Here is a 25,563-nt window from a genome sequence, read left to right as displayed (position 1 = left end):
CTTTTTATCGTAAAGTAGTTTGATCACCTGATAGGGAAGAACCGCCGATTGAATGCTGCTTCGGTCAGTTCTTGTACTTCGTTTGCCAGTGAGTGGACAGGTGGCAAAAGTACAGTAAAGGCGGCGGATCTTTTCCAATAAGGAAATAGTCAAGAATCGATCTTGTATCTGTTTCCTTAAAGCAGCAAACAACTCATAGAATGGAGGAACAGATTATCAAACCAGCAGACCTTACCCAGATTCGCCCCAGTAAACGACAACTACAGTGGCAGCAGTTGGAATTTTATGGCTTTATCCACTTTGGTCTCAATACGATGACCAATCGTGAATGGGGGCTCGGCAATGAGTCGCCAACGGTATTTGACCCGCAAAATTTAGACTGTCATCAATGGGTTTCCACAATGAAGCAAAGCGGTATGCAGGGAATCATTTTGACCTGCAAACACCATGATGGCTTTTGCTTATGGCCAAGCCAGCACACTGCTTTCACAGTCGCTTCAACGCCCTGGCGCAATGGTCAAGGTGATTTAGTGAAAGAACTTTCTGATGCTTGCCGTCAAGCAGACCTGAAATTCGGCATTTATTTATCGCCTTGGGATCAGCATGAAGCTTGTTATGGAATGGGGCAAGCCTATGATGATTTTTATACAGCGCAGTTGACAGAACTTTTAACCAATTATGGTGATATATTCGAAATATGGTTAGATGGCGCCAATGGTGAAGGGCCCAATGGAAAACGCCAAAACTATGATTGGGAACGGTATTATCAAGTGATTCGAGAGCTGCAACCCAATGCGGTGATTGCGATTTGCGGACCGGATGTCCGTTGGGTAGGAAACGAAGCGGGGCAAACCAGGCTTCAAGAATGGAGTGTGGTGCCAGCAGCATTAAAGGATGCTGAAAAAACAGCGAGTCATTCGCAAAAAGCCGATAGCGCAGCGTTTCGGCAATCAATCTCCAGTATGGAAATGGATTTAGGAAGCCGACAAGCGCTGAAAAAGTACGGCATTAAAGAAGCTGCTGAATTGGCTTGGTACCCTGCTGAGGTCAACTTATCAATTCGCCCCGGCTGGTTTTATCATCCATCAGAAGACCAACAAGTAAAAAGCGGCGCTGAGCTCTGGTCCTTTTACAAGCAGAGCGTTGGGGGCAATAGTTCTTTTCTACTTAATGTGCCGCCGATGCCGGATGGTATGATCCATCCAATGGATCAAAAGGCATTGCAGCAATTAGGTCACTCGATTAAACAATTGAAAGAGGTGACGACTGAAAGGAACGGCACGTTTGCGAGCTCTTCAACCAGTGTGTCCAGCAGAATGGATAAGCTCCAACTATCTCAAGCGTTTGGCCAGTATTGGAAACCGGACTTGGAAGACAAACGGCCATGGCTGACCCTACATTTTGCAGAACCGGTCGTCATCAATACACTTGTACTGAAAGAAGCGATTCAATATGGGCAACGGGTAGAAAAAGCAAAAATTTTTCTGCAAACGGCAGAAGGACAACAGTTGCTGACCGAAATAGTGACGATCGGCTATCAAAAAATCATCAGCTTTGAAGCAGTCGGCGTGTCTGCTGTCAAAATCGTTTTTACTCAAGTTCGGCAAACACCGATCATTCAAACCATGGCCGCTCGTTATGTGCCTCAGGAAGAATAAAAAAGCAACCCAAAAACAGACAGTCGGCTGACTGTCTGTTTTTGGGGGATACAAATAAGGAATAAAAGTGGATATTAGTTAAATGCGACTGCCTAGGGGGCAAATCCGAGAACAGTGCATGGTAACTACAAATTAAGGAAGTGTGATGACATTTTCTGAATCTTTATCGAAGAAGTGTGCTTTGTTGATGTTGAAAGCCAAATCAACTGTTTCACCTGGACGATGGAAGTCGCGGGCATCAACTTTCGAGATAAATTCAGTCGCACCTACACGTGTATAAAGCATTGTTTCTGCACCTAATAGTTCAGATACGACCACTTCAGCACGTACAGTTGCTTCAGGAGAAGCTTCCAATGCGATTTGTTCACTGTGGATATCTTCTGGACGAATACCAAAGACTAATTGTTTGCCTTCGTAGCCTTTTTCCACAAGAACCTTGTTCTTGCCTTCAGGAATACGTAAGTTCAAGCTTTGTCCATCAGAGATCATGCCGTTTTTCAACGTAACATTGAAGAAGTTCATTGCTGGTGAACCGATAAAGCCGGCAACGAAAATATTTTTCGGCGTGTTGTAGACTTCTTTTGGTGAACCAATTTGTTGAATGAAGCCATCTTTCATGATAACGATCCGGTCAGCCATGGTCATCGCTTCTGTTTGGTCATGGGTTACATAGATCGTCGTTGTTTCTAAACGTTGGTGTAATTTTGCGATTTCCGCACGCATGGCAACCCGCAATTTCGCATCTAAGTTTGACAACGGCTCATCCATCAAGAAGACTTTGGCATCACGAACGATGGCACGGCCTAAGGCAACCCGTTGACGCTGACCACCTGAAAGGGCAGCTGGTTTACGATCTAAGTATTCTGTTAATCCTAAGATCTCAGCGGCATTTTCTACCCGTTTTTTGATTTCTTCTTTGTCGTATTTACGCAATTTCAAACCAAATGCCATGTTGTTGAAAACAGTCATATGGGGATACAATGCGTAGTTCTGGAAAACCATTGCGATGTCGCGGTCTTTTGGTGCCACATCGTTCATTACTTTTCCACCGATGCTCAATTCGCCTTCAGAAATATCTTCTAAACCAGCGATCATTCGAAGGGTTGTGGATTTTCCGCAACCAGAAGGTCCGACGAAAACGATGAATTCGCGATCAGCGATATCTAAATTAAAATCAGTTACCGAATATGCATCATTATTGTCATATTTTTTGTGGATATTTTTTAAGGCCATTTCTACCATTGGGATTACCTCTTTCCATTTAGTTTACATGAATAGCATAAATGAAAACGCTTCGAATGCGCAACGGAAACCTGCACAAGAAAAAAACGTTTTCTTGTGCAGGTTGTTTAATTGCTCTGATGGGTGAATTGGTCGATCAGTAAATAGCAAAGCAAAAGATCATCCATATTTTTTAAATTCAAGCGCGTCAGTGTTTGAAACTTATCGATCTTATATAGGAGAGAATTCCGATGCATAAACAGTTCTTTGGCAGTAGAACTCGCATTGCCTTGATTGCGCCACAGGGATTGAATGATCGTTTCGGTCTCTTCTTCAAACCAATCTAGATACAAGGTACGGAACAAGGAAATATACTCGGAAAAGCCATTGCGAAAAAGAGAGAAGACCACTTTGGGCAGATCCATACTTTTACTGGTAGTTTTCGTTTTTAACTCATTTTTGAACAGGGTAGATTCACTCGTCCATAAGGTAGTGAAGTCGTGGCGTGGGTGATGGAAGGGACCGACGAATAGCTGAGAATAGCAGTCGAAATCCATATCCAAAGCCACGAATAAGCCGTCAAGATCTTCGATGGGCAAATTGGCACTATCTTGTTTTTCTACGATCACCGCATGGTTTTCGGTGAGGAAAAAAAGATCCACTACGCTAGGGAGCATTTGCTGGATCTCTGTGAGCCATTCGGATTGTAAGGAGTCGATGGTTCGGGTGAAATGAACTTGCAGCAGGCGAATCCACTCTGGCTCTTGAACGGGCTGATGTTCAAATAAAATCGAATACCATGGATGGTTTCGGTTATCGATTTCTGGTTGCAAAGAGCCGTTTCCCAGTTGGATCAGCAGTTTTTCACTGTCACTTAATTGGTCAGTTGGCAGCCAAATATATTTTTTGCCGAAAGCGATGGATTCGATGTCCTTCGTTGTGGATACTTTGTCATGCAGCGTTGCCTGGGGGAAACGCGCTTTGATGTCATTAAAAGAAAAAATGAGAAAGACCTCCTTTGAGATGCTCTACGTATTCTTCATTTAGTATAGCATGTTCTAAAAAAACCGTTCAAAATTTTCTCAGGAAAAAAACACAGCCCTTCACCGAAATCTCTGCCTTCGCATGGCAGGAGGGCGGCTTTTTTCCCGAAGCGATTGCTTCTATAATCCTAATCGTTGCTTTTTCTTCAACACAAATTCTTCTTCAGTCAGAATTCCTTCGTCAACCAATACTTTTAGTTCACGTAGTTCAGCAATGACCTGTGCCGTCGGGTTTACAGTTGGTTGCGGGGGCAGTATCGCATGCTCACGGGGGAAGTTAGTGAGATAGCGCTGTATGATCCGAGCAATCAGCAGGTCTTTTTCGGCAAAGCAAAGGGAGTGGTTTGGTTCCGTCCTTCTGCGAGAATGGGTTTCTCTGATTGCCCCGCCGCCAATATACAGTTCCAAGAAGCCATTGCCTTTCCAAAGACCAGATTCGGCAACTTCTTTCAAATTGACACTGGTAATTTGGGGAATCTGCAGAACCTGTTTCGCTTTCTTCTTGTAATCGATGATTGTGAGGGTATCTTCTGAAATGACCCAAGCCTCACGATAATGATAGGAAAGTAATTTGATTTTTCCAGCCTCTTCATCCACGTAACTTTTGGCTGATTGCCCGCCAAGTGCTGCAAGGCGAGTGGTTAAAAATTCATAGGCTTTTTGGGCATCGATTCGATTGGTGAAATAGAGCAATTGAGAATTACCTGGTATCTGCAGTCGGAGGTAGTCCACTAAGAGACCTTTGCCTATATGTAATTCCACATCGGCAATTTTTGCCATGGGGATTTTTTCATCTGGGATTTTTGGATGGGTGTTGTTTATCCAGACGCCTTTTTTCGTAATAAGCCAACGACAGCTGGCATCATGTCTGCGATTTTCTCGATATTTTTTTGAATACAAAATAATGGGTTCCTCGTAGGTTTCATTAGGTGTTCTCGTCAAAATACTTACCTCCTTAAACGTAATAAGCAACATTTTATTCAATTATACAACAAATAGTGTTTTGATTCGTTTTATTCTGATGAAAATAAGGAGAATTTATCATTTACCTTCTTTTCGTTAGGTTTTTTTAGAAAAAAAGCCATAGCAGCAATTGACACGGAAGCGGTTTCTTGGTATCTTAGATGTACGGACAACTTTTGAAAGATGGGATTAAAATGGCGAATAAGTACGAACAACTTGCGGATATCTTAAGAGAAAAGATCCGCTTAGGCACCTATCAAGAAGGCGATGCGATCCCTTCAGAAGCAACCTTACAGGAAGAATTTCATTATAGCCGCCACACGGTGCGCCAAGCGATCGCTGTTTTGGTCAATGAAGGCTATTTAAGAAAAGAACGGGGCTCAGGCACCTACGTTTCAAAACCTGAGACTGTCAATCATAAAAACCGCAAAACAATCGGGATCATCATGACCTATTTGTCTGATTATATTTTCCCTTCGATCATGCGCGGCGTAGAGCAGACATTGCGGGAGCAAGGCTACTCACTGCTTTTAGGCTCAACCAACAATGATCATGAGCAAGAAAGAGCGTGCTTGCAGCAAATGATGGATCAAGGGGTAGACGGGTTGATCGTTGAACCAACGAAGAGCAGCCAGTACAACCCGAATCTTGCCTATTATGTCGCCCTTCAAGAAGCTGGGATTCCTCTCGTCATGATCAATGCCTATTACGAAGAACTAGACTTGCCGCATATTTGTGTCAACGATACACGTTCTGGGTTTTTAGCAACCAATTATCTATTAGAGCAACAGCATCAGCAGTTGATGATGATCACGAAAATCGATGACTTACAAGGGAAATATCGGATGAAAGGGTTTGTCAAAGCGTTGACCCAAGCCAAGCGGACGTTTGCAGCAGAAGACGTCTTGACGTATACGACGGAGTCAAAAGAAGCCGTTATTGAACAAGCGATCCAGCGCTTGACGGCTGCCGATAATCAAGTCACAGGCATCGTTTGTTACAACGATGAGATCGCGCATCGCTTGATTCAAGCATTGACGGCTTCGGGGAAGAACGTTCCTACTGATTTTTCGATCGTGGGTAACGATGACTCGCCCCTTAGCACCTTGTCCACACCGGCGATCACCACACTGACTCACCCGAAAGAAGCGATGGGGGAATTGGCAGCACAATGGATCACTACAGGTAAGGCAACAGAAGCGCAACGCTTTTATTTTGAACCGGAGCTGATCGTTCGCGGTTCAGTCAATAACCAAAAAGGAGAGTAAGAAGATGACGCAACAAGTAAGGCAAGCAATTATTGACGGGCGCACGTCTCTTGGGATCGAGCTAGGCTCGACACGGATCAAAGCTGTCTTGATCGATGAGCAGTTTCAGACGATCGCTTCCGGCAGCTTTGAATGGGAAAATCAATTGGAACAAGGGATTTGGACCTACTCGCTAGAGGCGATTTGGCAAGGACTGCAAGCCAGCTATCAAGAGTTAGCGCACAACATCCAGCAGCAATTCGAGGTACCTTTGACGACGATCGGCAGTATCGGTTTTTCTGCAATGATGCACGGCTATATGGCTTTTGATCAACAAGGCACGCTGTTGGTACCTTTTCGGACGTGGCGCAATGCGATCACGGAAGAAGCAGAAAAAGCCTTGACGGCATTGTTCCAATACAACATCCCACAGCGGTGGAGTATCGCGCACTTGTATCAAGCGATTTTGAATCAAGAAGCCCACGTCCCAGAGGTCGCTTTTTTCACTACCTTAGCCGGCTATGTCCATTGGCAGCTGACAGGGGAAAAAGTTATCGGAATCGGCGATGCATCTGGGATGTTCCCAATCGACAGTACGACAAAAAACTATGATGCGAATATGCTGCAGCAATTTGATGCACAAATCAGCAGTCAGGGGTATCCTTGGCAGATCAAAGACCTTTTGCCACAAGTGTTGACAGCAGGCGAACCAGCCGGCACATTGACGGCAGAAGGCGCAAAAAAACTCGACCCAACTGGTACTTTGCAAGCTGGCATCCCGTTATGTCCGCCAGAAGGCGATGCGGGCACTGGCATGGTTGCCACGAATAGTGTGGCACAGCGAAGCGGGAATGTTTCAGCCGGGACGTCGGCTTTTGCCATGATCGTCTTAGAAGAACCCTTAACTAAAGTGTATCCAGAGATCGATTTGGTCACGACGCCTTCTGGAGATTTGGTGGGGATGGTCCATACGAATAACTGTACCTCGGAGATCAATGCCTGGGTCAAAATTTTCCGCGAATTTGCCGACGCAGCTGGAATGAAACTTTCCACGGAAGAATTGTTTGCGACCTTATTCAACGAAGCATTGAAAGGGGATTCAGAATGTGGCGGGATGCTTTCTTATGGCTATTATTCTGGTGAAAATATCACTAAGATCCCTGAAGGACGGCCGCTTTTCGTCCGATCGCCAGAGAGTTCTTTTACTTTAGCAAATTTCATGCGCTTACATCTGTTTAGTGCCTTTGGTGCGATGAAGATCGGGATGAAGATTCTGGAAGCCGAAGACGTCGCCATTGATCGAATCGTTGGTCACGGGGGGATCTTCAAAACGCCAGAAGTTGCCCAACGTGTCTTGGCAGCTGTCATGGAAGCCCCAGTCACGGTCATGGAAACGGCTGGTGAAGGCGGCGCCTGGGGGATCGCCCTTTTAGCAGCATACCTTCGCCGTCACACGCCAGAACAATCCTTGGCAGCATTCTTAGCAGATCAAGTATTTAAAAATGACCACGGCGTGACGTTAGCCCCGACAGAAGCCGACATTCAGGGGTTCACCGTCTTTACTCAACGTTACCAAGCAGGGTTGCCGATCGAGCAAGCGGCAATCGATGCGTTGATTTAAAAAGAAAGAAGGGAATTTTGTGTTAGAAGGATTAAAAGAAGAAGTCTTTCAGGCCAATTTGGCATTGCCGAAGCAAGGATTGATCAAATACACCTGGGGCAATGTGTCAGCAGTGGATCGCCAACAGCAGTTGTTTGTCATCAAACCTAGCGGTGTTGACTATGAAACCATGCAAGCCAGTGATATGGTGGTTTGTGATTTTGAGGGCAACGTAGTGGAAGGAGCGAAAAATCCTTCCTCCGATACGCCAACGCATGCCGTTTTATACAAAGCATTTCCAGAAATTGGTGGGATCGTCCATACCCATTCTACTTGGGCGACGAGCTGGGCTCAGGCAGGACTCGATCTGCCAGCGATGGGCACGACCCATGCCGATACGTTTTATGGAGCAGTCCCCTGTGCCCGCTTTTTGACGCAAGCCGAGATCGATGAAGGCTATGAAGCACAAACAGGACAGGTGATCGTCGAAACCTTTAAGGAACGCGGCATCACGCCAGAAGAAATTCCTGGTGTCTTGCTTCACGGTCATGGACCGTTTACCTGGGGCAAAACGGCGGATGCGGCGGTGATGAACGCAGTGGTCTTAGAAGAAGTCGCCAAGATGAATTTTATCACGCGCCAGCTGAACAGTTACGCACCCGAATTGCCGCAGCGGGTCTTAGACAAACATTATTTACGCAAACATGGAGAAAATGCCTATTACGGGCAAAAATAACGAAAAAGGAGCAAGCAGAATGTTAGAAATCGGGAAAAAAGAATTTTGGTTCGTCGTAGGATCACAGCACTTATATGGAGAAGAAGCATTACAAGAAGTACGGGACCATGCAGAAGAAATGGTCAAAAGCTTAAATGACAGCTCAAAGCTGCCTTATCCAGTCGTTTTACAAGAACTCGCTGTTACTGCCGATACGATTACGAAAATCATGAAAGAAGTCAACTATCGGGATGAAGTCGCTGGGGTGATCACCTGGATGCACACCTTCTCACCAGCAAAAATGTGGATTCGCGGCACGAAATTATTACAAAAACCATTGCTGCACCTTGCCACTCAATACAATGAACAAATTCCATGGGAAACCATCGATATGGACTTTATGAACTTGAACCAAGCGGCTCATGGTGACCGAGAATATGGATTTATCAATGCCCGTTTGAAAAAACAAAACAAAATCGTTGTCGGTTATTGGAAAAATGAAGCCATCCAAAAAGAAATCGCTGCTTGGATGGACGTGGCAGTTGGTTACAATGAAAGCTTCCAAATCAAAGTCGCTCGTTTTGGCGACAACATGCGTAACGTTGGGGTGACGGAAGGCGACAAAGTCGAAGCACAGATCCAATTTGGTTGGACCGTTGATTATTTTGGGATCGGCGATTTGGTACAAGTTGTCGATGCGGTGACTGACGAAGAAATCGATGCACTCTTTGAAGAATACAGCCAGCTGTATGATTTCGATTATGGCGATTACGACAAAGAAGAGTGGGGACGTCATGTCAAAGCCCAAGCCAAACAAGAAATCGGTCTGCGCCGCTTCCTTGAAGCAGGCGGCTATACGGCATTTACCACGAACTTTGAAGACCTGTATGGTATGCAGCAGTTGCCTGGTTTAGCTGTACAACGCTTGATGGCAGAAGGCTACGGGTTTGCCGGTGAAGGGGACTGGAAAACCGCCGCTATTGATCGCTTGATGAAAATCATGGCTCACAATAAAGCGACTGGTTTTATGGAAGACTATACCTATGAGCTGACACCAGGAAAAGAAGCCATCTTGCAATCCCATATGATGGAAGTCGATCCAGTATTAGCAGCCAATAAACCAAAAATCGTGGTTTCACCACTGTCAATGGGGGATCGTGAAGACCCGGCTCGCCTCGTCTTTGACGGCCAAGGCGGCGAAGGTGTCGTGGTTTCGATGGCCGACTTTGGCACCCACTACAAATTATTGATCAATGAAGTCGATGCCTTTGAGCCAACTGAAGAAGCACCAAAACTACCGGTTGCACGAGTAATGTGGACACCAAAACCAAACTTCCACGATGGCGTCAAACAATGGATCGAAACAGGCGGTGGCCATCACACCGTTGTCTCACTTGTCTTAAATTCTGATCAGATCGAAACATGGGCGAAGCTTGTAGGATTAGAATACGTAACGATCAAATAAGTACCCGATCACAAAAGAAATCGTTGGCGATAGTCGGCGGTTTCTTTGCGTTTTTCTTAAGCTTTCTTGCCTTCTGGCTGCAAAGTGCGGATAAGCAGACCCCTGAAAGCACCAGCAATCAGCAAAATTGACTTTTAAATATAGGGGGCATAGACTTTTATGTAAGAGTGGAACAATGGACTAAAAGGAGGAGAACAATGAAGACAACCTACGATACACCAGAGTATTATCAGAAAATGAACGCTTGGTGGCGAGCAGCCAACTACCTTTCCGTTGGTCAGATCTATTTGAAAGACAATCCCTTATTGCGCCGCCCCATCGAAGAAAAAGATTTGAAAGTGAATCCAATTGGTCACTGGGGAACGATCGCCGGACAAAATTTTATTTACACCCATCTTAATCGCGTCATCAATAAGTACGACTTAAACATGTTTTATATCGAAGGACCGGGCCATGGCGGACAAGTCATGGTTGCGAATGCTTATTTAGACGGCAGCTACAGCGAGATCTATCCAAAAGCCACCCAAGACGAAGCAGGGATGAAACATTTATTCAAAACTTTCTCTTTCCCAGGTGGGATCGCTTCTCATGCGGCACCTGAAACGCCAGGTTCGATCCATGAAGGCGGCGAGTTAGGCTATTCCATCGCCCACGCTACCGGAGCTATTTTAGACAATCCCGATGTCATTGCAGCAGTAGTGGTCGGTGATGGCGAAGCCGAAACCGGACCATTAGCGGGCAGCTGGTTTTCAAACACCTTTATCAATCCAGTCAATGATGGCGCAATTTTGCCTATCTTGCATTTGAATGGCGCCAAAATTGCCAACCCAACGATTTTGGCTCGTAAAAGCGACCAAGATCTCACGAAATATTTTGAAGGCATGGGTTGGACCCCTTATTTCGTAGAAGGGGACGATCCAGAAGCCGTTCATCCGCAATTGGCACAGAAGATGGATCAAGCCATCGAACAGATCCACGCGATCCAAGCAGAAGCCCGCAAAGGTTCTGCTGAAGAAGCCGCTATGCTTCATTGGCCTGTTTTGATCGTTCGCACACCAAAAGGGTGGACTGGACCGAAAGTCTGGGATGGCGAGCCGATTGAAGGGGGCTTCCGTGCCCACCAAGTGCCGATCCCGGTCAATGCGAAACATATGGAACACGTGGATGCTTTGACGGATTGGCTGCAGTCTTATCGTCCAGAAGAGCTTTTTGACGAAAACGGCCGCATCAAAGCTGAGATTCAAGAATTGGCGCCAAAAGGGGAGCAGCGGATGGCTGTCAACCCAATCACTAACGGGGGGATCGATCCGCAACCGCTAAGCTTACCAGATTGGCAAGCACATGCCATTGCGATTGAGACACCAGGGGAAACGACGGCCCAAGATATGATGGTCTTTGGGAAATTTGCCCGTGACATCATCAAAGAAAATCCCGACAACTTCCGCATCTTTGGCCCAGATGAAGCCAAATCCAATCGGTTGAACCATGTGTTTGAAGTCACGGACCGCCAATGGTTGGAGCCAAAACATCCTGATTATGATGAATGGCTGTCTTCAGTGGGCCGTGTGATTGATTCACAATTATCAGAACATCAAGCAGAAGGCTTCTTGGAAGGCTATGTGCTGACGGGTCGTCATGGCTTCTTTGCCAGCTACGAGTCATTCTTAAGAGTCGTTGATTCTATGATCACGCAACACTTCAAATGGTTACGAAAAGCCCATGATCTGGACTGGCGCAACCCGTACCCCTCATTGAATTTGATTGCTTCATCAACGGTCTTCCAACAAGACCATAATGGGTACACCCACCAAGATCCAGGGATCATGACCCATATTGCAGAGAAAAAAGCCGACTTTGTGCGGGTCTACTTGCCAGCCGATGCCAATAGCTTGATGGCTGTCATGGCAGAAACGCTCGCTTCTGAAGAAAAGATCAATCTAGTGGTCTCTTCAAAACACCCACGTCCGCAGTTTTATTCGGCGGATGAAGCGAAAGTGCTTGTCAAAGATGGCTTGAAAGTCATCGACTGGGCATCGACAGATGAAGGACAAGAACCCGATATTGTGATCGCAGCTGCTGGGACGGAACCGAATTTGGAAGCTTTAGCTGCTGTTTCGTTGCTGATTGAAGCCTTCCCAGAGTTGAAGGTCCGCTTCATCAATGTGGTCGATCTATTGAAATTGCGTCGTCCAGAAGTCGATCCTCGTGGATTGAGCGATGAAGCATTCGAAGCCTACTTTACGAAAGACAAACCGATCGTGTTTGCTTTCCACGGGTATGAAGGACTGATTCGCGACATCTTCTTTGGCCGTCGCAACCAACAGCTTCATATTCATGGGTACCGAGAAAATGGCGACATCACGACACCGTTTGATATGCGGATCCTTTCTGAATTGGATCGCTTCCACTTAGCCAAAGACGCCGCCGAATGGGTCTATGGAGAAAAAGCAGCGGACTTTGCCAAAAAAATGGCAGACACCGTTGCGTATCACCATGACTTTATTCGAGAAAACGGCTATGATATCGCCGAAGTCGAAGAGTGGGAATGGAAACCATTGCGTTGATTTATTCTCCACAACATCAGCGAAAGATAATTTAAGAACAAAAAAGCACAAAAGAAACAAAACGATCCGCAACAGGGTCGGGACGCCTACCTAAGGAAGCCCGATCGACTGTCTGCGGATCGTTTTTTTTAAAAGACGTCGAAACCGTAATTTTTGATATGCTGTTTCAACAAGGCGAGATAGTCCAAAGCCATCTCGCTCAGTTCCATTTTCTTGTGTTTGAGGTAACCTAGTGTCATCGCATCATCGACTTCCAAAGGAATCGCAACGATTTTTTCATCATTCAGCTCACTGCTGATGATCCCAGAGCTGATGGTATAGCCGTTGAGACCCACCATCAAATTGAAAATCGTGGCACGATCGCTGATGCGAATGTGTTTTTTGCGCTGTAAAGTGCTTAAGATCTCTTCAGAAAAGTAGAAGGAATTGGTTTCCCCTTGTTCGTACGACAAATAGGTATATGGTTCCAAATCAGCTAATGTGATGCTTTTCTTCTGAGTCAGGGGATTTTCTCGGCCGATGAAGACGTGGGGTTTGGCTTCAAATAAAGGGATGAATTGCAGGTCTTTTTCGTGGATCAAACGGGTCAAGACTGTCGTGTTGAAATCATTCAGATAAATGACCCCCAATTCGCTCTTAAACGTCTGGATATCATCCAGTACATTTTGAGTCTGGGTCTCTCGCAAGGTGAATTGAAATTCATCTTCCCCTAACTGTTTGACCAGCTCCACGAAGGCGTGGACGACGAAGGCATAGTGTTGTGCGGAAACACTGAAAACATGCTTGCGATGGCTGTCTTTGCGAAAGCGTTCGTCCAAGAGATTGACTTGGTCTAAAACATTTCGAGCATAGTTGAGAAAGGAACGGCCATCATCGGTCAAGGTCACCCCTAATTTACTGCGGTAAAACAGCTGCAGATCATACTCTTTTTCCAACTCTTTCATGGCTTGAGAGAGGGAGGGCTGACTGATGAAAAGCTGTTTAGCGGCTTCATTGAAAGAGCCAGTTTCTACGATTTTTTCCAAATATTCAAGCTGCTGGATACGCATGGGATGCAACCTCCTTTTTATGTTATAGGTATTGCCTATGGAATATATAAGTTTATAAGTATTATCTATAGTATAAGATGTTTGCTAGAATAAATCTAACAATTTTGAAAACTTTGTATAGGAGGAATGGATATGGCAACAGACAAATTTCAACTTGTGGGGTCATTGTTACGACCACAAGATTTATTGGACTACAAAAATCAAATCGAGCATCGGGAGGATATCCGCTACCCGTTTTATGATGCGTTTCCTGGCTACCAAGAAACGGAAGCAAAAGCGATCGCTGACATCATTGCAGCGCAAAAAGAACACGGCATCACAGTCATCACAGACGGCGAACACGGCCGTTCGATGTGGCACCTGGATTTTCTCTGGGGATTAAAAGGCGTTGAGCGCTATATCTCCGATCATGGGTATGCCTTTGAAGATTTGGACGGTGGACATTTTGAAACGCGTAAAGACATCGGCATCCGAATCACAGAACCATTATCTGGCAAAAACCATCATTACTTGACGTTGTTTAAAGAAACCAAACGCCAAGCTGGCGACCTGCCAGTCAAAATCACCGTCTGGGGGGCTGCCCACGCCTTTACCGAGCTGACTGTCTTTAACGACCTCGTTGGTGAAGGTCAGGTGTATCCAACGAAAGAGGCCTTGCGGAAAGGGCTGCTTAACGCCTACAAGGAATTCTTACAGGAATACCGAGAAGCCGGTGGTGAGATCGTTCAGTTCGATGATTGTTTATGGGAACTATTTGCCGAAGACAATGACAAGAGCTTCTTCACCCAAGGCAATGACGGCTTAGAAGCGTTAGCTGATGAATTCGTGGCGATCAACAACGAAGTCGCTGATTACGCCCACGAATTAGGATTAAAAGTCTGGACCCACAATTGTCGCGGCAATTACCAAAGCCGCGCGGCAGCCAGTGGTACCTACAAAGCGATCGCCGAAAAATTCTTGCGTGATCAGCATTATGACCGCTTTTTCCTAGAGTGGGACGATGACCGTGCCGGTGATATCTCGGCTTTAGAAGCGCTGAAAGATCGTCCAGAAGTGGAGGTTGTCTTAGGCTTATTATCCAGCAAAACCGCCACATTAGACGATGAAGAGCGAGTGATCGCTTTATTAGATAAAGCTAGTCAAATCATTCCTAAGGAGCGGCTTTATCTTTCTCATCAATGCGGCTTTGCCTCTTGTGACTGCGGCAATGAGCTTTCGACTGAACAGCAATGGGCAAAAATCAAGCAAGGACAAGCCTTAGCTGAAGCGTACTTCGGTTAAGCTGCTGCGTCTTCTTTTCCCTAAATCTTCCCCTCGAAATCGGTGCATGCGACAAAGTTTCGAAAATTTCAGAAAAAATGTTTGACATTTTCTTTAAGAGCGAGTAAAGTAAGACACAACTTAATGAAACAGACATCGAAAAGAAGAGTAGCAAGGCTTGCTGTTTGAAGAGAGTCTCTGGTTGGTGCAAAGAGATAACGCATGGTTGTGAAACACATCTTGGAGTCGTTTTTCCGAAAGAAAAGTAGGAGAGACCGGGTTTGCCCGTTACAGCAGCAGTCATTGATTGATGACTTTCTGAGTTCAGTTGCTGTGAAGCACTGATAAACAAAGGTGGAACCGCGTTGATAACGTCCTTTAGCTGTAATGGCTAGGGGACGTTTTTTTTCTCTTTTTTTGCGGCTCACCGAAAACCGAAAGTGGAAGGGTCACAAGGACTGCACGAGGCCTTTTCCTGTGAAGGAAAGGCAAATTGAGGTGGAACCACGTATCTAGCGTCCTCTGGCAAATGCCAGTGTGCGCTTTTTTTGTTTTTCTTTTTTAGAAAAATGAAACTTGCCAGTTGCCCCTCACCAGCCAACGCACAGCGCCACATAAGCGTCGGAGAAGCCGTCGCTAAGCTGTATCGCTGCTAATCGAAATTGAAACCTATCAAGGAGGAAGTCACCATGTTTGAGTATTTAGTCAATGTTATGCCCCAACTGATTTCAGGAACTGGAATCACCGTTAAATTGTTCGCACTGACCTTAATCGGGTCCATTCCCTTAGGCATTTTGTTGGCCTTTGTTTTAGCCAGTCGCCTGCGTATTTTGAAATTGATCGTGCAAGTCTACGTTTGGTTGATGCGAGGAACGCCTTTATTGCTACAGTTGATCTTCGTATTCTACGGTCTGCCGATCTTAGGGATCGTCTTTGACCGCTTTGAAGCAGCCTTGATCGCCTTTATTATCAATTACGCTGCTTATTTTGCTGAGATTTTCCGTGGGGGGATCCAATCGATTCCAGCCGGACAGTACGAAGCCGCGAAAGTCTTGCGTTTGTCCCCGATCCAAACGATCCAAAAAATCATCATCCCACAAGTCGTCAAGATCACCCTGCCATCTGTCGGCAATGAAGTCATCAATCTTGTCAAAGACACATCCCTCGTTTACATCTTAGGCTTGTCAGACGTGATGCGAATCGGGAAAATCGCCATGGAGCGAGACAGTACCTTACTTCCGTTAGTTGGGGTCGGCTTGATCTACTTGGTGATGACGGGCGTCTTCACGTTATTGTTAAAACAAATCGAGACCAAACTGGACTATTACCGTTAGGAGGAACCACGTATGTTAGAACTAAAACAAGTATCAAAATCATTTGGCGCTAAAAAAGTCATCGATCAGCTAGACTTGACGATCGAAGACGGCAGTATCTTAGCGGTGGTCGGTCCTTCCGGTGGCGGGAAAACCACTTTGCTTCGGACACTGGCTGGGTTAGAAACGATCGATTCTGGAAGCTTTTTACTGGATGGCAAAGCTTTTGATCCCACCGACACAAAGGAACAAGAACAAGTCGTCGGTGTCGTCTTCCAAGACTTCCAATTGTTTCCCCACTTGTCAGTTTTTGAAAACATCACTTTGGCACCAAAAATGGTGCTAAAACAAGACAAGGCCGCGTATACAGCAAAAGCCGAACAGTTGGCAGAAAAACTAGGGTTAAGTGACCTACTAGCCCAATATCCCTTCCAATTGTCCGGGGGACAGCGGCAACGAGTGGCTATCGCACGAGCGATGGCGATGAATCCCAAAGTGTTGGCCTATGACGAGCCTACCAGTGCCTTAGATCCAGGCTTGAGACAGCAAGTCGAACAGCTGATCTTGGATCTGAAAAAAGAAGGAGTGACCCAGATCGTGGTGACCCATGATTTGGTTTTTGCCGAAAATATCGGCGATCAATTATTAAAAGTAGCAGGAGAATAAGGGGGAGAACAAAATGAAAAAATTACTATTGACGGGAATCGCAGCAGCAAGTGTATTTTTATTAGGGGCGTGTGGCAGCAGCAATGACACCACAACCAGTGCCGCTGACAAAGAAGAAGTGATCGTCGGCCTAGACGATACCTTCGTACCGATGGGCTTTAAAGACGACCAAGGCAACATCGTTGGGTTTGATGTGGATTTAGCCACAGCGATCTTGGATCTAACAGGAACCAAAGTCAAATTTCAACCAATCGATTGGTCCATGAAAGAAACCGAACTAAGCAATGGCACCATCGATATGATCTGGAACGGGTATACCAAAACCGCAGCTCGTGAAGAAAAAGTATTGTTTACAGATACTTATATGGAAAACAAACAAGTCTTGGTCACAGCAAAAGCCAGCGGCATTACTAGCTTTGATGATATGGAGGGCAAAGTCTTAGGTGCCCAAGAAGGTTCTTCTGGTTATGAGACCTTCAATAACCAACCGGAAGTTTTGAAGGATCTCGTAGACGGCAATGACGCAACCTTGTATGCCAGCTTTAATGAAGCCTTTATCGATCTAGAAAACGGTCGGATCGACGGTCTTTTGATCGACCGCGTCTACGCAGAATATTATTTGACTCAAACAGGCAAAACCGATGACTTCAACGAAATCGAAAGCCCCTTTGAAGCAGAAGATTTTGCTGTAGGTGTGCGGAAAGACGATCAAGCCATGGCAGATAAAATCAATGATGGTTTGAAAGAATTGCAAGACAATGGTACCTTTGCTGAAATCTCTGAAAAGTGGTTTGGCGAAGACGTCACACCAAACTAAAACAAGTCAACAAGAGGCACTGGCTGCTTAGCGGCTGGTGTTTTTTTCATCATTTAAGAAATTTTCGCTTAAATTCCAGCACCTAACCAAAATTTCTCACAGGAAAACTTTTGTTCGCCTTCTTTTTTCGTTATAATAGGGAAAGATGAAAAGAGGGATAGAAATGGCGCAAAAAAAACGCGCAAAGAAACGCAAAACAAAAAAACAACAAAAACAGCAAGAGAAATTAATGCTGGTCGGCGTCGGCCTGCTCTTTGTCTTGTTTTCGATATTTGGCTTTTTCCATTTAGGTTTTTTAGGAACCTTGATTGCCAACGGGTTTCGGATCGTTGGCGGAAACACGTACCAATTTTTGAGTGTTGCCCTAGCCGCTTATGGTGTCTGGTTAGCGATCAAAACGACCGATGCTCGCTTTAAGAGTATTCGGCGAGTGATTGGCTGTGTATTGGTGTATTTTGGTTTACTAATTATCCTCCATGCGCAAATCTTTAGTAATGTGGTGGGAGAACCAGCCAATATCTTCCAAACGACGTGGATGACGCTGTTAGGCGATATTCGGCGCAGCCAAGTGACCCAAAATGTCGGGGGCGGAATGATTGGCGCCATGCTTTATGGGGCGACCTATTTTCTTGTTTCCCAGATCGGCAGCTACATCATCGCTGTTTTACTCATGCTGATCGGGGCGTTCTTGTTCAGCCAAATGAGCAGCCACGAGTTAGTCGAGCACCTGCAAGCAGCTGGTGACAAGCTACAGCGGTTGTTAGAAGGCTCTCCAGAAAAGCAAGCCGAACGAGAAGCCCGCAAAGCGGAACGAGCAGCAGAGAAACAAGCGGCGAAAGAAGCCAAAAAAGAAGCCGAGCGAGCAGCAGTCATGGCGGAAATCAAAGAAAAGAATCAAGTCCGACCAATGACAGAAGACGAAAAATCAGCAAAAGAACAGCAGATGCAAGCCCCAGCTGATTTTGAACCAGAGCAGCTGAGCTTTGTACCCATCGACCACTTCCAGGAATTGCCGCAAGCGGCGGGACCAGAGGCCGCTCAAGCACCACATCCAGCAGGAAACAAACCGGCACCAAGCAAAAAGGTCAATGAAGACGGGGAGATCCTCGATGATGATGGTGAAGTATTGGAATTTGAGATTTCGGAAGAAGCTGAAAATCGTGATTATGAATTGCCTTCAGCGCAATTACTCGATTCGATCCCTTCAACGGATCAAAGCAGCGAGTACAAAAAGATCGAACAAAATATCGGTGTGTTAGAAACTACCTTCCAAAGCTTCGGTGTTGACGCAAAAGTCGTCAAAGCCAGCTTAGGACCAGCAGTAACCAAATTCGAAGTTCAACCAGCAGTAGGGGTCAAAGTCAGCAAAATCGTCGGGTTGACCGATGATATCGCCTTAGCCTTGGCCGCCAAAGACGTCCGGATGGAAGCGCCGATCCCAGGGAAATCATTGATTGGGATCGAAGTTCCAAACAGCGCAGTCAGCATGGTTTCATTCCGAGAAGTGATCGAAGCCCAACCAGATCATCCAGATAAACTATTAGAAGTACCTTTAGGACGCGATATTTCTGGCCGTGTCCAAACGGCAGACTTAACGAAAATGCCCCATCTCTTGATTGCCGGATCGACTGGGAGCGGGAAGTCCGTAGCCATCAACGGCATCATCACCAGTATTTTGATGCGGGCAAAACCCCATGAAGTCAAATTGATGATGATCGACCCGAAAATGGTTGAATTAAATGTTTACAATGGGATTCCCCATCTCTTGACACCCGTTGTGACCAATCCCCGCAAAGCGGCGCAAGCGTTGCAAAAAGTGGTCAAAGAAATGGAAGAACGCTACGAAAAATTTGCGGCAACTGGGGTCCGAAACATTACTGGCTACAATGATTTAGTAATCAATAAGAATTTAGAAGATGGCGAAAATCGTCCGATCTTGCCATTCATTGTGGTGATCGTCGATGAGTTAGCTGACTTGATGATGGTTGCTAGCAACGAAGTCGAAGATGCCATCATTCGTTTGGCGCAAATGGCGCGGGCAGCTGGTATCCATATGATCTTAGCAACGCAACGACCAAGTGTGGATGTCATTACAGGGATCATCAAAGCCAATGTTCCATCACGGATGGCCTTTGCTGTTTCCAGCGGTGTTGATTCGCGGACCATCATTGATGGGAACGGAGCCGAAAAACTGCTGGGACGCGGCGACATGCTGTATCTGCCGATGGGTGAGAACAAACCGATTCGGGTCCAAGGGGCCTTTATTTCCGACCAAGAAGTCGAACGAGTGGTTGAATTCGTGACAGATCAGCAAGAAGCCAATTATGAAGAAAAAATGATGGTCACTGAGGAAGAAACGAGTGCTGGCAGCAGCGGACAACCGCAAGATGAGCTATTCGAAGATGCCAAAGCTCTTGTGGTGGAAATGCAGACCGCCAGCGTTTCTCTCTTGCAGCGACGTTTTCGTATCGGCTATAACCGAGCAGCTCGGTTAGTGGATGAATTAGAAGATCAAGGCGTCGTAGGACCTTCTGAAGGCAGCAAGCCACGGAAAGTCTTGATTGAGCCGCAACCAGAAGACATTCCTACCTTTGATGAATAAGGAGAACACCAGATCAATCCAATGAGAGAAAGGCGAGATAGCAATGAAACGCAAACACATTCTTTACCGTGATGTTGCCGATAAGCTCAAAGAAGACATCATGTCGGGTCGCTACCCGATTGGTTCATTTTTACCGACGGAAACAGAATTGGAAGCTACCTTCAATGTCAGCAAGATCACTGTCCGCAAAGCCATCGAATTGTTAGCGGCAGATGAGTATGTGGAAAAACGCAGCGGACGTGGGACGACGGTTTTAAGCAATCGCCCCTACAACAAGCTGTCAAAAGGCACGACGTTTAGCCAATTGCTTGAAAAGACCGGCAAGGAATACACAAAGAAAAACCTCAGCTATGAATTAGTCGAACTTGCGCCTGAACACCCTGCGTATTCTTTAATGGGCAAAGAAGTCATGCGTTTACGTCGCATGTACTATTTTGACCACCAACCTTTTATTTACTATGAGTACCATTTGCCAAAGCAACTAAAGGGAACCTCCATCGAGGTCTTTGAAGAAAAATCATTGTATCGCCTATTGGATGAACATCGAATGATCATCGATCGCTTTCAAGATGCGTTTGTGGCAACGACGTTGACTGAAGAGCAACAGAAGTTTATGATCACGCCGGAGGTCGCTGCCTTGAAACGAACCCGTTATTCGTATGATCTACAAGGAGAAGTGGTAGAATATACAGAAGGGATCTATAACACTGCCTTGCATCCGTATATGATCGAATTTGAAGCCTAGTCATTGATTAGGCTTTTTTAGCAAAAAGTGGTACCAAAATCAGAAGTGGAGCGTGAAATACATGAGAAAAATCGCCTTTTTAGGAGCCGGTAACATGGCAAAAGCCATCATCAACGGCTTGATTGCAGCAAAGCTGTATGAACCAGCAGAGATCTTGGTTTATAACCATCGCTACGAGCCGACTTTGGCACAATTAGAAAAAGAAACCGGGATCACTGGGACAACTAAGCTGGCGGATGTCACAGAAAAAGCAGAGATCTTCGTCTTAGCAGTCAAACCTTTTGTCTTTCCCCGCTTGCTTGCTGATTTAAAAGCAGGATTGACTGAGGAACACTTGCTAGTTTCCATTGCCGCGGGTGTGACGATTGCGCAAATGGAAGAAATCATCGGTGCGCACAAAATCGTGCGGGTCATGCCAAATACCCCCGCACTTGTCGGCGAAGGGATGTCTTCTATCAGCCCCAACGGTCAAGTAACGGAAGCCGAAGCCAACGAAGTCAAACAACTTTTTGAAAGCCTTGGGAAAGCCGAGCAAGTACCAGAAAGCATGATCGATGCAGTCATTGGTGTCAGTGGTTCTTCGCCAGCCTACACGTATTTATTCATTGAAGCTTTGGCAGATGGAGCAGTGGCAGAAGGTATGCCGCGGCCGATGGCGTATGAATTTGCTGCTCAAGCGGTATTAGGCGCAGCGAAGATGGTACTAGAGACGAAGGAACACCCAGGTGTCTTAAAAGATCGTGTCAGCTCGCCTGGGGGCACAACGATCCAAGCAGTCAAAGCCTTAGAGGAAAATGGCTTTCGTGCGGCTGTCATCAAAGCAGTGCAAGCAGCTGCTGACAAAAGTCGGGAAATGTCTTGATCCCCAGTGAGTGAGGGGAAAATCTTAGCAAAACGAAGGAGCGTTTATGAAAGAACTTTTGATTTTTGATTTTGATGGATTGTTAGTCGATACTGAAAGAGTCTATTTTGATGGGTGGTTGGCGCTATTTAAAAAGTATCAGCTTCCGATTACAGCCGCTGATATTTTTGGTTGGCGTGGTCAAAGTTGGCAACAGACGGCTAGTAAACTAGCCGACCTCGTAGGTGGTCAGCAGCGGGTGCAGGAATTACGAGCAGAACGGGAAGTCTATATTGCCCAGCAAATAACCGATGGCACCTTCAAAACAAAACCCTATGCGAAAGAAACCATCGCATTGGCTCGGGAGAAAGGCTTCCAAACGGCACTAGCCACCTCGACGATGAAAAAAAGAGCCTCTGAATTGTTGGCGCATTTCGATTTGTTGCAGGCCTTTGACTATCAGACCTTTGGCGATGATGTCTCCGCCCATAAACCTGATCCAGCACCTTACTTGCTGACTTTAGAAAAAGCGCAAGTCGCAGCAGAAAAAGCATTAGTCATGGAAGATTCTCTTGTGGGAGCAACAGCTGCGACACGTGCGGAGATCGATGTTGTGCTGATTCCCGATCAAAGCTTTGATCAAGTCTACTCCCCAGAAGAGAAGGCCGGACTTCAGTTATATGGCGAAGCCACCTCATTGAAGTATGTGTATGATTTATTGGCAAAGGATCAACTGAAATAACACCTAAAAAAGCTTCCTTTTTCGTTGCAGAAAAAGGAAGTTTTTTTTGTGAAGAAAAGACCGGTAAAAAAACAGTTCAAAGGATATGAGTGGTTTGTTTTTCGCCATCATGGTAAAGTTAAAGAAAGTTTAACAATAAGCGAAAAAAAACAAAAAGTAAAGGGGTTTCATTTTGACAAAAACGTCCATTTGTCAAAAGGACTTTTCTTGGTCGATCGTAGCCGTTGGCGGCGGGGGAAAAACATGGTAAATTATCCTTCGACGAAGAACTAGTGGGGGAAGAAAAAAATGAATAAACTAAAGGATGTTTTCTATTTATATAAACTGGACTGGAAACGAATTTTCAGCAATCCAATCTCTGCATTTTTGATCATTGCCTTAATGATCTTGCCCTCGCTTTATGCGTGGTTCAATATCAAAGCACTTTGGGATCCATATGGCAACACCAGTGAATTGCCAATCGCCGTGTATAGTGCGGATAAAGGGGCAGAATTTCAAGGCAAGCATATCGATATCGGTGATGAAGTCATCGACACCCTCCATGATAACAAACAGTTAGGCTGGCGTTTCGTGGATTCAAAAGAGGACTTGGTAGAAGGGGTCAAATCAGGAAAATATTACGCCGGTATTTATCTGCCAGCTGATTTTTCAGATGATCTGATCAGCTTTACCAGCGGGACAATTGAAAAACCGACGATCGAGTATTACAGTAACCAAAAAATCAACGCCATCGCACCAAAAATCACCGAAAAAGGAGCCAGCAGTCTTCAAGAAGAAATCTCACAAAACTTTATTGAGACTGCCAGCTCCACGTTAATAAAAGTCTTCAATGAAATCGGCTATGACATTGATTCCAACTTAGTTAGCATCAACAAAGTCAAATCCATGATCTTAGATACCGATGACAATTTGGCTACGATCGACGGTTATACGAAAGAGATCGTCACCTTGCACGATAAGTTTCCAGAAATCAAAGAAAAGATCGCAAAAGCCGAAGAATTTACCGATTATATCCCGCAAGTGGATGCCATGGGGGAAAAACTGATTGGCCTAAACGATAAGCTACCGACATTGAAGAAAGAAGCCAGCATCATTTTGACCTTGCAAGAAAAGATCCCAGAGATCCAAAATGCCGGCAAACAATTGAAGATGATCGATGATGATTTTGATGACATTGCCAGCACCATGACGGACGGTATCGATACCGCCAAACAAGGACTGCAAGTCATCGAACAAGTTCAAGCCGCGTTACCACAGATCGAACAACTAGGCGACCAAGCCGCTAGCTTCGCCACAGCGACCAAAGATGGGGCGCAACAGTTGCAAGATGCCCTGCCAAGTATTTCTAGCAGTGTGAAGGTGACGATTCAGTCGATCAGTCAAGTGGCAACCACCACTGCTGGGCTGACAAGTACGATTCGTCAAGCACTCGCTGACAATGAACTAACGGATGAAGAGCGTCAAGCGATCAGTGCAACGATCACTGACTTTCAAAAGAACATCCAGCAACAACAAGCAGCCTTGGATTCCTTGATTGCCTTTTTAACCAATATTCAGAATTCCGGTAGTAACGCCGATTTAGAAGGTATCATTACGCAACTAAGCAATGCTAAAACATCGCTAGGAGTTTTATCTGACCGCTTATCGCAATTGAATAACCTTGTTCAAAATGGGTCTGTTGATGAAATTACAGCGTATCTCGATCAAGTTACCGCAGCTGCTCAAAACATCGCTGATCTTATGAACAGCATCAATGTTGATTCAATCACTGCAACCATCAACAACATTCTAACTGAACTAATCAAAACCATCACCACCGCCGAAGATGTCTTGAAAAAAGCCCAAGAGATCGATTTTGACTCGTTGCTGTCTTCCACCAAATCAGTGGTCAGCAATGCCGTGACGATTTTGGAAAAATACCAAAAAGAATTGCCTGCCATCAAACAAGAATTGCACGATGCCAATACGATGCTGAATGGCCATATGGATGAGATCGTCAATGCCATCAACAAAGGAGCCGACCTTTACAACAACGAATTGCCAGTTGTCGAAGAAAAATTAGGGCTGGCCGTAGACTTCTTGCAAAACGATTGGCCAACCATCAAATCAGAAATCAGTTCTACGATGGCGATGGTGGATGAAAAACTGCCAGAAGTTGAAAAAGCCTTGGATGCGGCCGTTGATTTGATCAATAACGATTGGCCAAGTATCAAAGCAGGTATCCACAAAGCCGCTGATGCGATCCGAGCAGGAGAAAATGAAGTCGATCTCGGGGAAGTCATCAAATTATTGAAACTTGATGCTACGGATGAAGCTGACTTCTTCAAACAACCAGTGGAATTAAAAAGCAATGAAATCTATCCAATCGCCAACAATGGTTCAGCTAGCACGCCATTTTATACCGCATTGTGTTTGTGGGTAGGGGCATTATTGTTGTCAAGTGTCGCTACAACGGAGTATCATTTAGAGAAGAAAGACAAAAAACGCTTTACACAACGTGAAACCTTTGTGGCACGAATGCTGACGTTCTTGACGATGGCAGTCGCCCAAAGTTTGATCGTGACCCTAGGAAATATGTTTTTATTAGGCGTTGATGTCCACAATCCAGTGTACAGTGTCTTCTTCGCATTACTCGTTGGACTCGCCTTTATGATGATCGTCTACGTACTGGCGGGACTGTTCGGCAACCTCGGGAAAGGGATCGCCATCATTATTTTGGTTCTCTCCATTTCAGGTGGGGGAGGAAACTACCCAATCCAAGTCTCTGGGAAGTTCTTCCAATTCATTAATCCGCTACTGCCATTTACCCATGCGGTCAATCTGTTAAGAGAATCAGCCGGTGGGATCTATTGGCCAAATGCTATCCCGCAGTTGATCATTTTAACGATTTTGTTCCTAGTCTTTGGGATCGTCGGTACGTACGCGTATCCTTATCTAGTCAACTCTACGAAGAAACTAAGTGACATTTCCAAAGAAAGTCATTTCTTCCACTAAAATCTTAAAGGGACTGTGACATAAGTCCATAGAAGAAAACCGCAAGAAATGACGAGAA

The 25,563-nt window shown here is 45.5% G+C and carries 20 protein-coding genes and 1 other annotated feature; of the genes, 16 read left to right on the top strand and 4 right to left on the bottom strand.

What is annotated here, in order from left to right:
- The first annotated feature begins 200 nt into the window (after nt 1–200).
- Nucleotides 201–1,658, top strand: a complete 1,458-nt coding sequence (locus tag IAE45_RS08265) for an alpha-L-fucosidase (RefSeq protein WP_233618988.1) — start codon at nt 201–203, stop codon at nt 1,656–1,658.
- A 132-nt stretch (nt 1,659–1,790) separates the two neighbouring features.
- On the opposite strand, the gene IAE45_RS08260 is transcribed toward IAE45_RS08265, so the two are convergent.
- The 3 genes from IAE45_RS08260 to IAE45_RS08250 form a co-directional block, all read right to left on the bottom strand.
- The gene (locus IAE45_RS08260; protein WP_077453935.1) at nt 1,791–2,900 is read right to left on the bottom strand and encodes an ABC transporter ATP-binding protein; all 1,110 of its coding nucleotides are present in this window, start codon (nt 2,898–2,900) and stop codon (nt 1,791–1,793) included.
- Nucleotides 2,901–3,007: 107 nt separating this feature from the next.
- On the bottom strand, nt 3,008–3,712 hold the full coding sequence (locus IAE45_RS08255) for a helix-turn-helix domain-containing protein (RefSeq protein ID WP_233618987.1): 705 nt from the start codon (nt 3,710–3,712) through the stop codon (nt 3,008–3,010).
- Nucleotides 3,713–4,042: 330 nt separating this feature from the next.
- Entirely contained in the window at nt 4,043–4,897 is an 855-nt protein-coding gene (locus IAE45_RS08250) for an SHOCT domain-containing protein (protein ID WP_200125901.1), read from the bottom strand.
- A 149-nt stretch (nt 4,898–5,046) separates the two neighbouring features.
- Here IAE45_RS08250 and IAE45_RS08245 point away from each other — a divergent pair, with 149 nt between their 5' ends.
- The 5 genes from IAE45_RS08245 to IAE45_RS08225 all read left to right on the top strand — a co-directional run bounded on the left by IAE45_RS08245 (nt 5,047) and on the right by IAE45_RS08225 (nt 12,476).
- Entirely contained in the window at nt 5,047–6,153 is a 1,107-nt protein-coding gene (locus tag IAE45_RS08245) for a GntR family transcriptional regulator (protein WP_375349985.1), read from the top strand.
- A gap of 4 nt (nt 6,154–6,157) precedes the next feature.
- Complete coding sequence (locus IAE45_RS08240; protein ID WP_200125905.1) at nt 6,158–7,753, top strand: xylulokinase; 1,596 nt, start codon at nt 6,158–6,160, stop codon at nt 7,751–7,753.
- A 19-nt stretch (nt 7,754–7,772) separates the two neighbouring features.
- Nucleotides 7,773–8,468, top strand: a complete 696-nt coding sequence (locus tag IAE45_RS08235; protein WP_008376133.1) for an L-ribulose-5-phosphate 4-epimerase — start codon at nt 7,773–7,775, stop codon at nt 8,466–8,468.
- Between the two features lie 19 nt (nt 8,469–8,487).
- The gene (gene araA, locus IAE45_RS08230; protein ID WP_081118304.1) at nt 8,488–9,912 is read left to right on the top strand and encodes an L-arabinose isomerase; all 1,425 of its coding nucleotides are present in this window, start codon (nt 8,488–8,490) and stop codon (nt 9,910–9,912) included.
- Nucleotides 9,913–10,109: 197 nt separating this feature from the next.
- Nucleotides 10,110–12,476: a phosphoketolase family protein gene (locus IAE45_RS08225; protein WP_200125907.1), complete on the top strand. Its 2,367-nt coding sequence runs from the start codon at nt 10,110–10,112 to the stop codon at nt 12,474–12,476.
- A gap of 128 nt (nt 12,477–12,604) precedes the next feature.
- Here IAE45_RS08225 and IAE45_RS08220 read toward each other — a convergent pair whose 3' ends face one another.
- On the bottom strand, nt 12,605–13,525 hold the full coding sequence (locus IAE45_RS08220) for a LysR family transcriptional regulator (RefSeq protein WP_005227268.1): 921 nt from the start codon (nt 13,523–13,525) through the stop codon (nt 12,605–12,607).
- A gap of 126 nt (nt 13,526–13,651) precedes the next feature.
- Here IAE45_RS08220 and IAE45_RS08215 point away from each other — a divergent pair, with 126 nt between their 5' ends.
- From IAE45_RS08215 to IAE45_RS08170, 10 genes are all read left to right on the top strand, one after another.
- Nucleotides 13,652–14,806 (top strand): cobalamin-independent methionine synthase II family protein, encoded by a 1,155-nt coding sequence (locus IAE45_RS08215; protein ID WP_200125909.1) that lies wholly within the window; start codon nt 13,652–13,654, stop codon nt 14,804–14,806.
- A 126-nt stretch (nt 14,807–14,932) separates the two neighbouring features.
- Nucleotides 14,933–15,167, top strand: a binding site (T-box leader).
- A gap of 307 nt (nt 15,168–15,474) precedes the next feature.
- Nucleotides 15,475–16,119: an amino acid ABC transporter permease gene (locus IAE45_RS08210; protein ID WP_010748717.1), complete on the top strand. Its 645-nt coding sequence runs from the start codon at nt 15,475–15,477 to the stop codon at nt 16,117–16,119.
- 12 nt (nt 16,120–16,131) lie between these two features.
- Nucleotides 16,132–16,764, top strand: coding sequence for an amino acid ABC transporter ATP-binding protein (locus IAE45_RS08205; protein WP_005227272.1), 633 nt, complete (start codon nt 16,132–16,134; stop codon nt 16,762–16,764).
- A 13-nt stretch (nt 16,765–16,777) separates the two neighbouring features.
- Nucleotides 16,778–17,581: an amino acid ABC transporter substrate-binding protein gene (locus IAE45_RS08200; RefSeq protein WP_005227273.1), complete on the top strand. Its 804-nt coding sequence runs from the start codon at nt 16,778–16,780 to the stop codon at nt 17,579–17,581.
- 163 nt (nt 17,582–17,744) lie between these two features.
- Nucleotides 17,745–20,183 (top strand): FtsK/SpoIIIE family DNA translocase, encoded by a 2,439-nt coding sequence (locus IAE45_RS08195; protein ID WP_200125911.1) that lies wholly within the window; start codon nt 17,745–17,747, stop codon nt 20,181–20,183.
- A gap of 43 nt (nt 20,184–20,226) precedes the next feature.
- Nucleotides 20,227–20,928 carry a GntR family transcriptional regulator gene (locus IAE45_RS08190; protein WP_005232219.1) on the top strand — a complete coding sequence of 234 codons (702 nt, stop codon included), beginning with the start codon at nt 20,227–20,229 and terminating at the stop codon, nt 20,926–20,928.
- Between the two features lie 61 nt (nt 20,929–20,989).
- Entirely contained in the window at nt 20,990–21,790 is an 801-nt protein-coding gene (proC, locus tag IAE45_RS08185) for a pyrroline-5-carboxylate reductase (RefSeq protein ID WP_200125913.1), read from the top strand.
- 46 nt (nt 21,791–21,836) lie between these two features.
- A complete protein-coding gene (locus tag IAE45_RS08180; RefSeq protein ID WP_086293902.1) occupies nt 21,837–22,511 on the top strand; it encodes an HAD family hydrolase in 675 nt (224 codons plus the stop codon).
- Between the two features lie 48 nt (nt 22,512–22,559).
- Complete coding sequence (locus IAE45_RS08175) at nt 22,560–22,784, top strand: hypothetical protein (protein WP_223347157.1); 225 nt, start codon at nt 22,560–22,562, stop codon at nt 22,782–22,784.
- A gap of 15 nt (nt 22,785–22,799) precedes the next feature.
- Nucleotides 22,800–25,505 (top strand): YhgE/Pip domain-containing protein, encoded by a 2,706-nt coding sequence (locus IAE45_RS08170; RefSeq protein WP_200125915.1) that lies wholly within the window; start codon nt 22,800–22,802, stop codon nt 25,503–25,505.
- Nucleotides 25,506–25,563 lie beyond the last annotated feature (58 nt).

This window comes from Enterococcus sp. S53, assembly GCF_016516865.1.
Classification (GTDB): Bacteria; Bacillota; Bacilli; order Lactobacillales; family Enterococcaceae; genus Enterococcus_D; species Enterococcus_D innesii.
Note: the sequence above shows the minus strand (reverse complement) of the source record. Positions and strands in the feature narration are given on the sequence as shown.

Bases quoted from the DNA above. Each gene is read 5' to 3' on its own strand.
- araA (WP_081118304.1), top strand. From the start codon at position 8,488: ATGTTAGAAATCGGGAAAAAAGAATTTTGGTTCGTCGTAGGATCACAG.
- IAE45_RS08180 (WP_086293902.1), top strand. From the start codon at position 21,837: ATGAAAGAACTTTTGATTTTTGATTTTGATGGATTGTTAGTCGATACT.
- IAE45_RS08210 (WP_010748717.1), top strand. From the start codon at position 15,475: ATGTTTGAGTATTTAGTCAATGTTATGCCCCAACTGATTTCAGGAACT.
- IAE45_RS08215 (WP_200125909.1), top strand. From the start codon at position 13,652: ATGGATATGGCAACAGACAAATTTCAACTTGTGGGGTCATTGTTACGA.
- IAE45_RS08225 (WP_200125907.1), top strand. From the start codon at position 10,110: ATGAAGACAACCTACGATACACCAGAGTATTATCAGAAAATGAACGCT.
- IAE45_RS08260 (WP_077453935.1), bottom strand. From the start codon at position 2,900: ATGGTAGAAATGGCCTTAAAAAATATCCACAAAAAATATGACAATAAT.
- IAE45_RS08250 (WP_200125901.1), bottom strand. From the start codon at position 4,897: ATGTTGCTTATTACGTTTAAGGAGGTAAGTATTTTGACGAGAACACCT.
- IAE45_RS08170 (WP_200125915.1), top strand. From the start codon at position 22,800: ATGAATAAACTAAAGGATGTTTTCTATTTATATAAACTGGACTGGAAA.
- proC (WP_200125913.1), top strand. From the start codon at position 20,990: ATGAGAAAAATCGCCTTTTTAGGAGCCGGTAACATGGCAAAAGCCATC.
- IAE45_RS08245 (WP_375349985.1), top strand. From the start codon at position 5,047: ATGTACGGACAACTTTTGAAAGATGGGATTAAAATGGCGAATAAGTAC.
- IAE45_RS08200 (WP_005227273.1), top strand. From the start codon at position 16,778: ATGAAAAAATTACTATTGACGGGAATCGCAGCAGCAAGTGTATTTTTA.
- IAE45_RS08265 (WP_233618988.1), top strand. From the start codon at position 201: ATGGAGGAACAGATTATCAAACCAGCAGACCTTACCCAGATTCGCCCC.
- IAE45_RS08220 (WP_005227268.1), bottom strand. From the start codon at position 13,525: ATGCGTATCCAGCAGCTTGAATATTTGGAAAAAATCGTAGAAACTGGC.
- IAE45_RS08205 (WP_005227272.1), top strand. From the start codon at position 16,132: ATGTTAGAACTAAAACAAGTATCAAAATCATTTGGCGCTAAAAAAGTC.
- IAE45_RS08240 (WP_200125905.1), top strand. From the start codon at position 6,158: ATGACGCAACAAGTAAGGCAAGCAATTATTGACGGGCGCACGTCTCTT.
- IAE45_RS08195 (WP_200125911.1), top strand. From the start codon at position 17,745: ATGGCGCAAAAAAAACGCGCAAAGAAACGCAAAACAAAAAAACAACAA.
- IAE45_RS08190 (WP_005232219.1), top strand. From the start codon at position 20,227: ATGAAACGCAAACACATTCTTTACCGTGATGTTGCCGATAAGCTCAAA.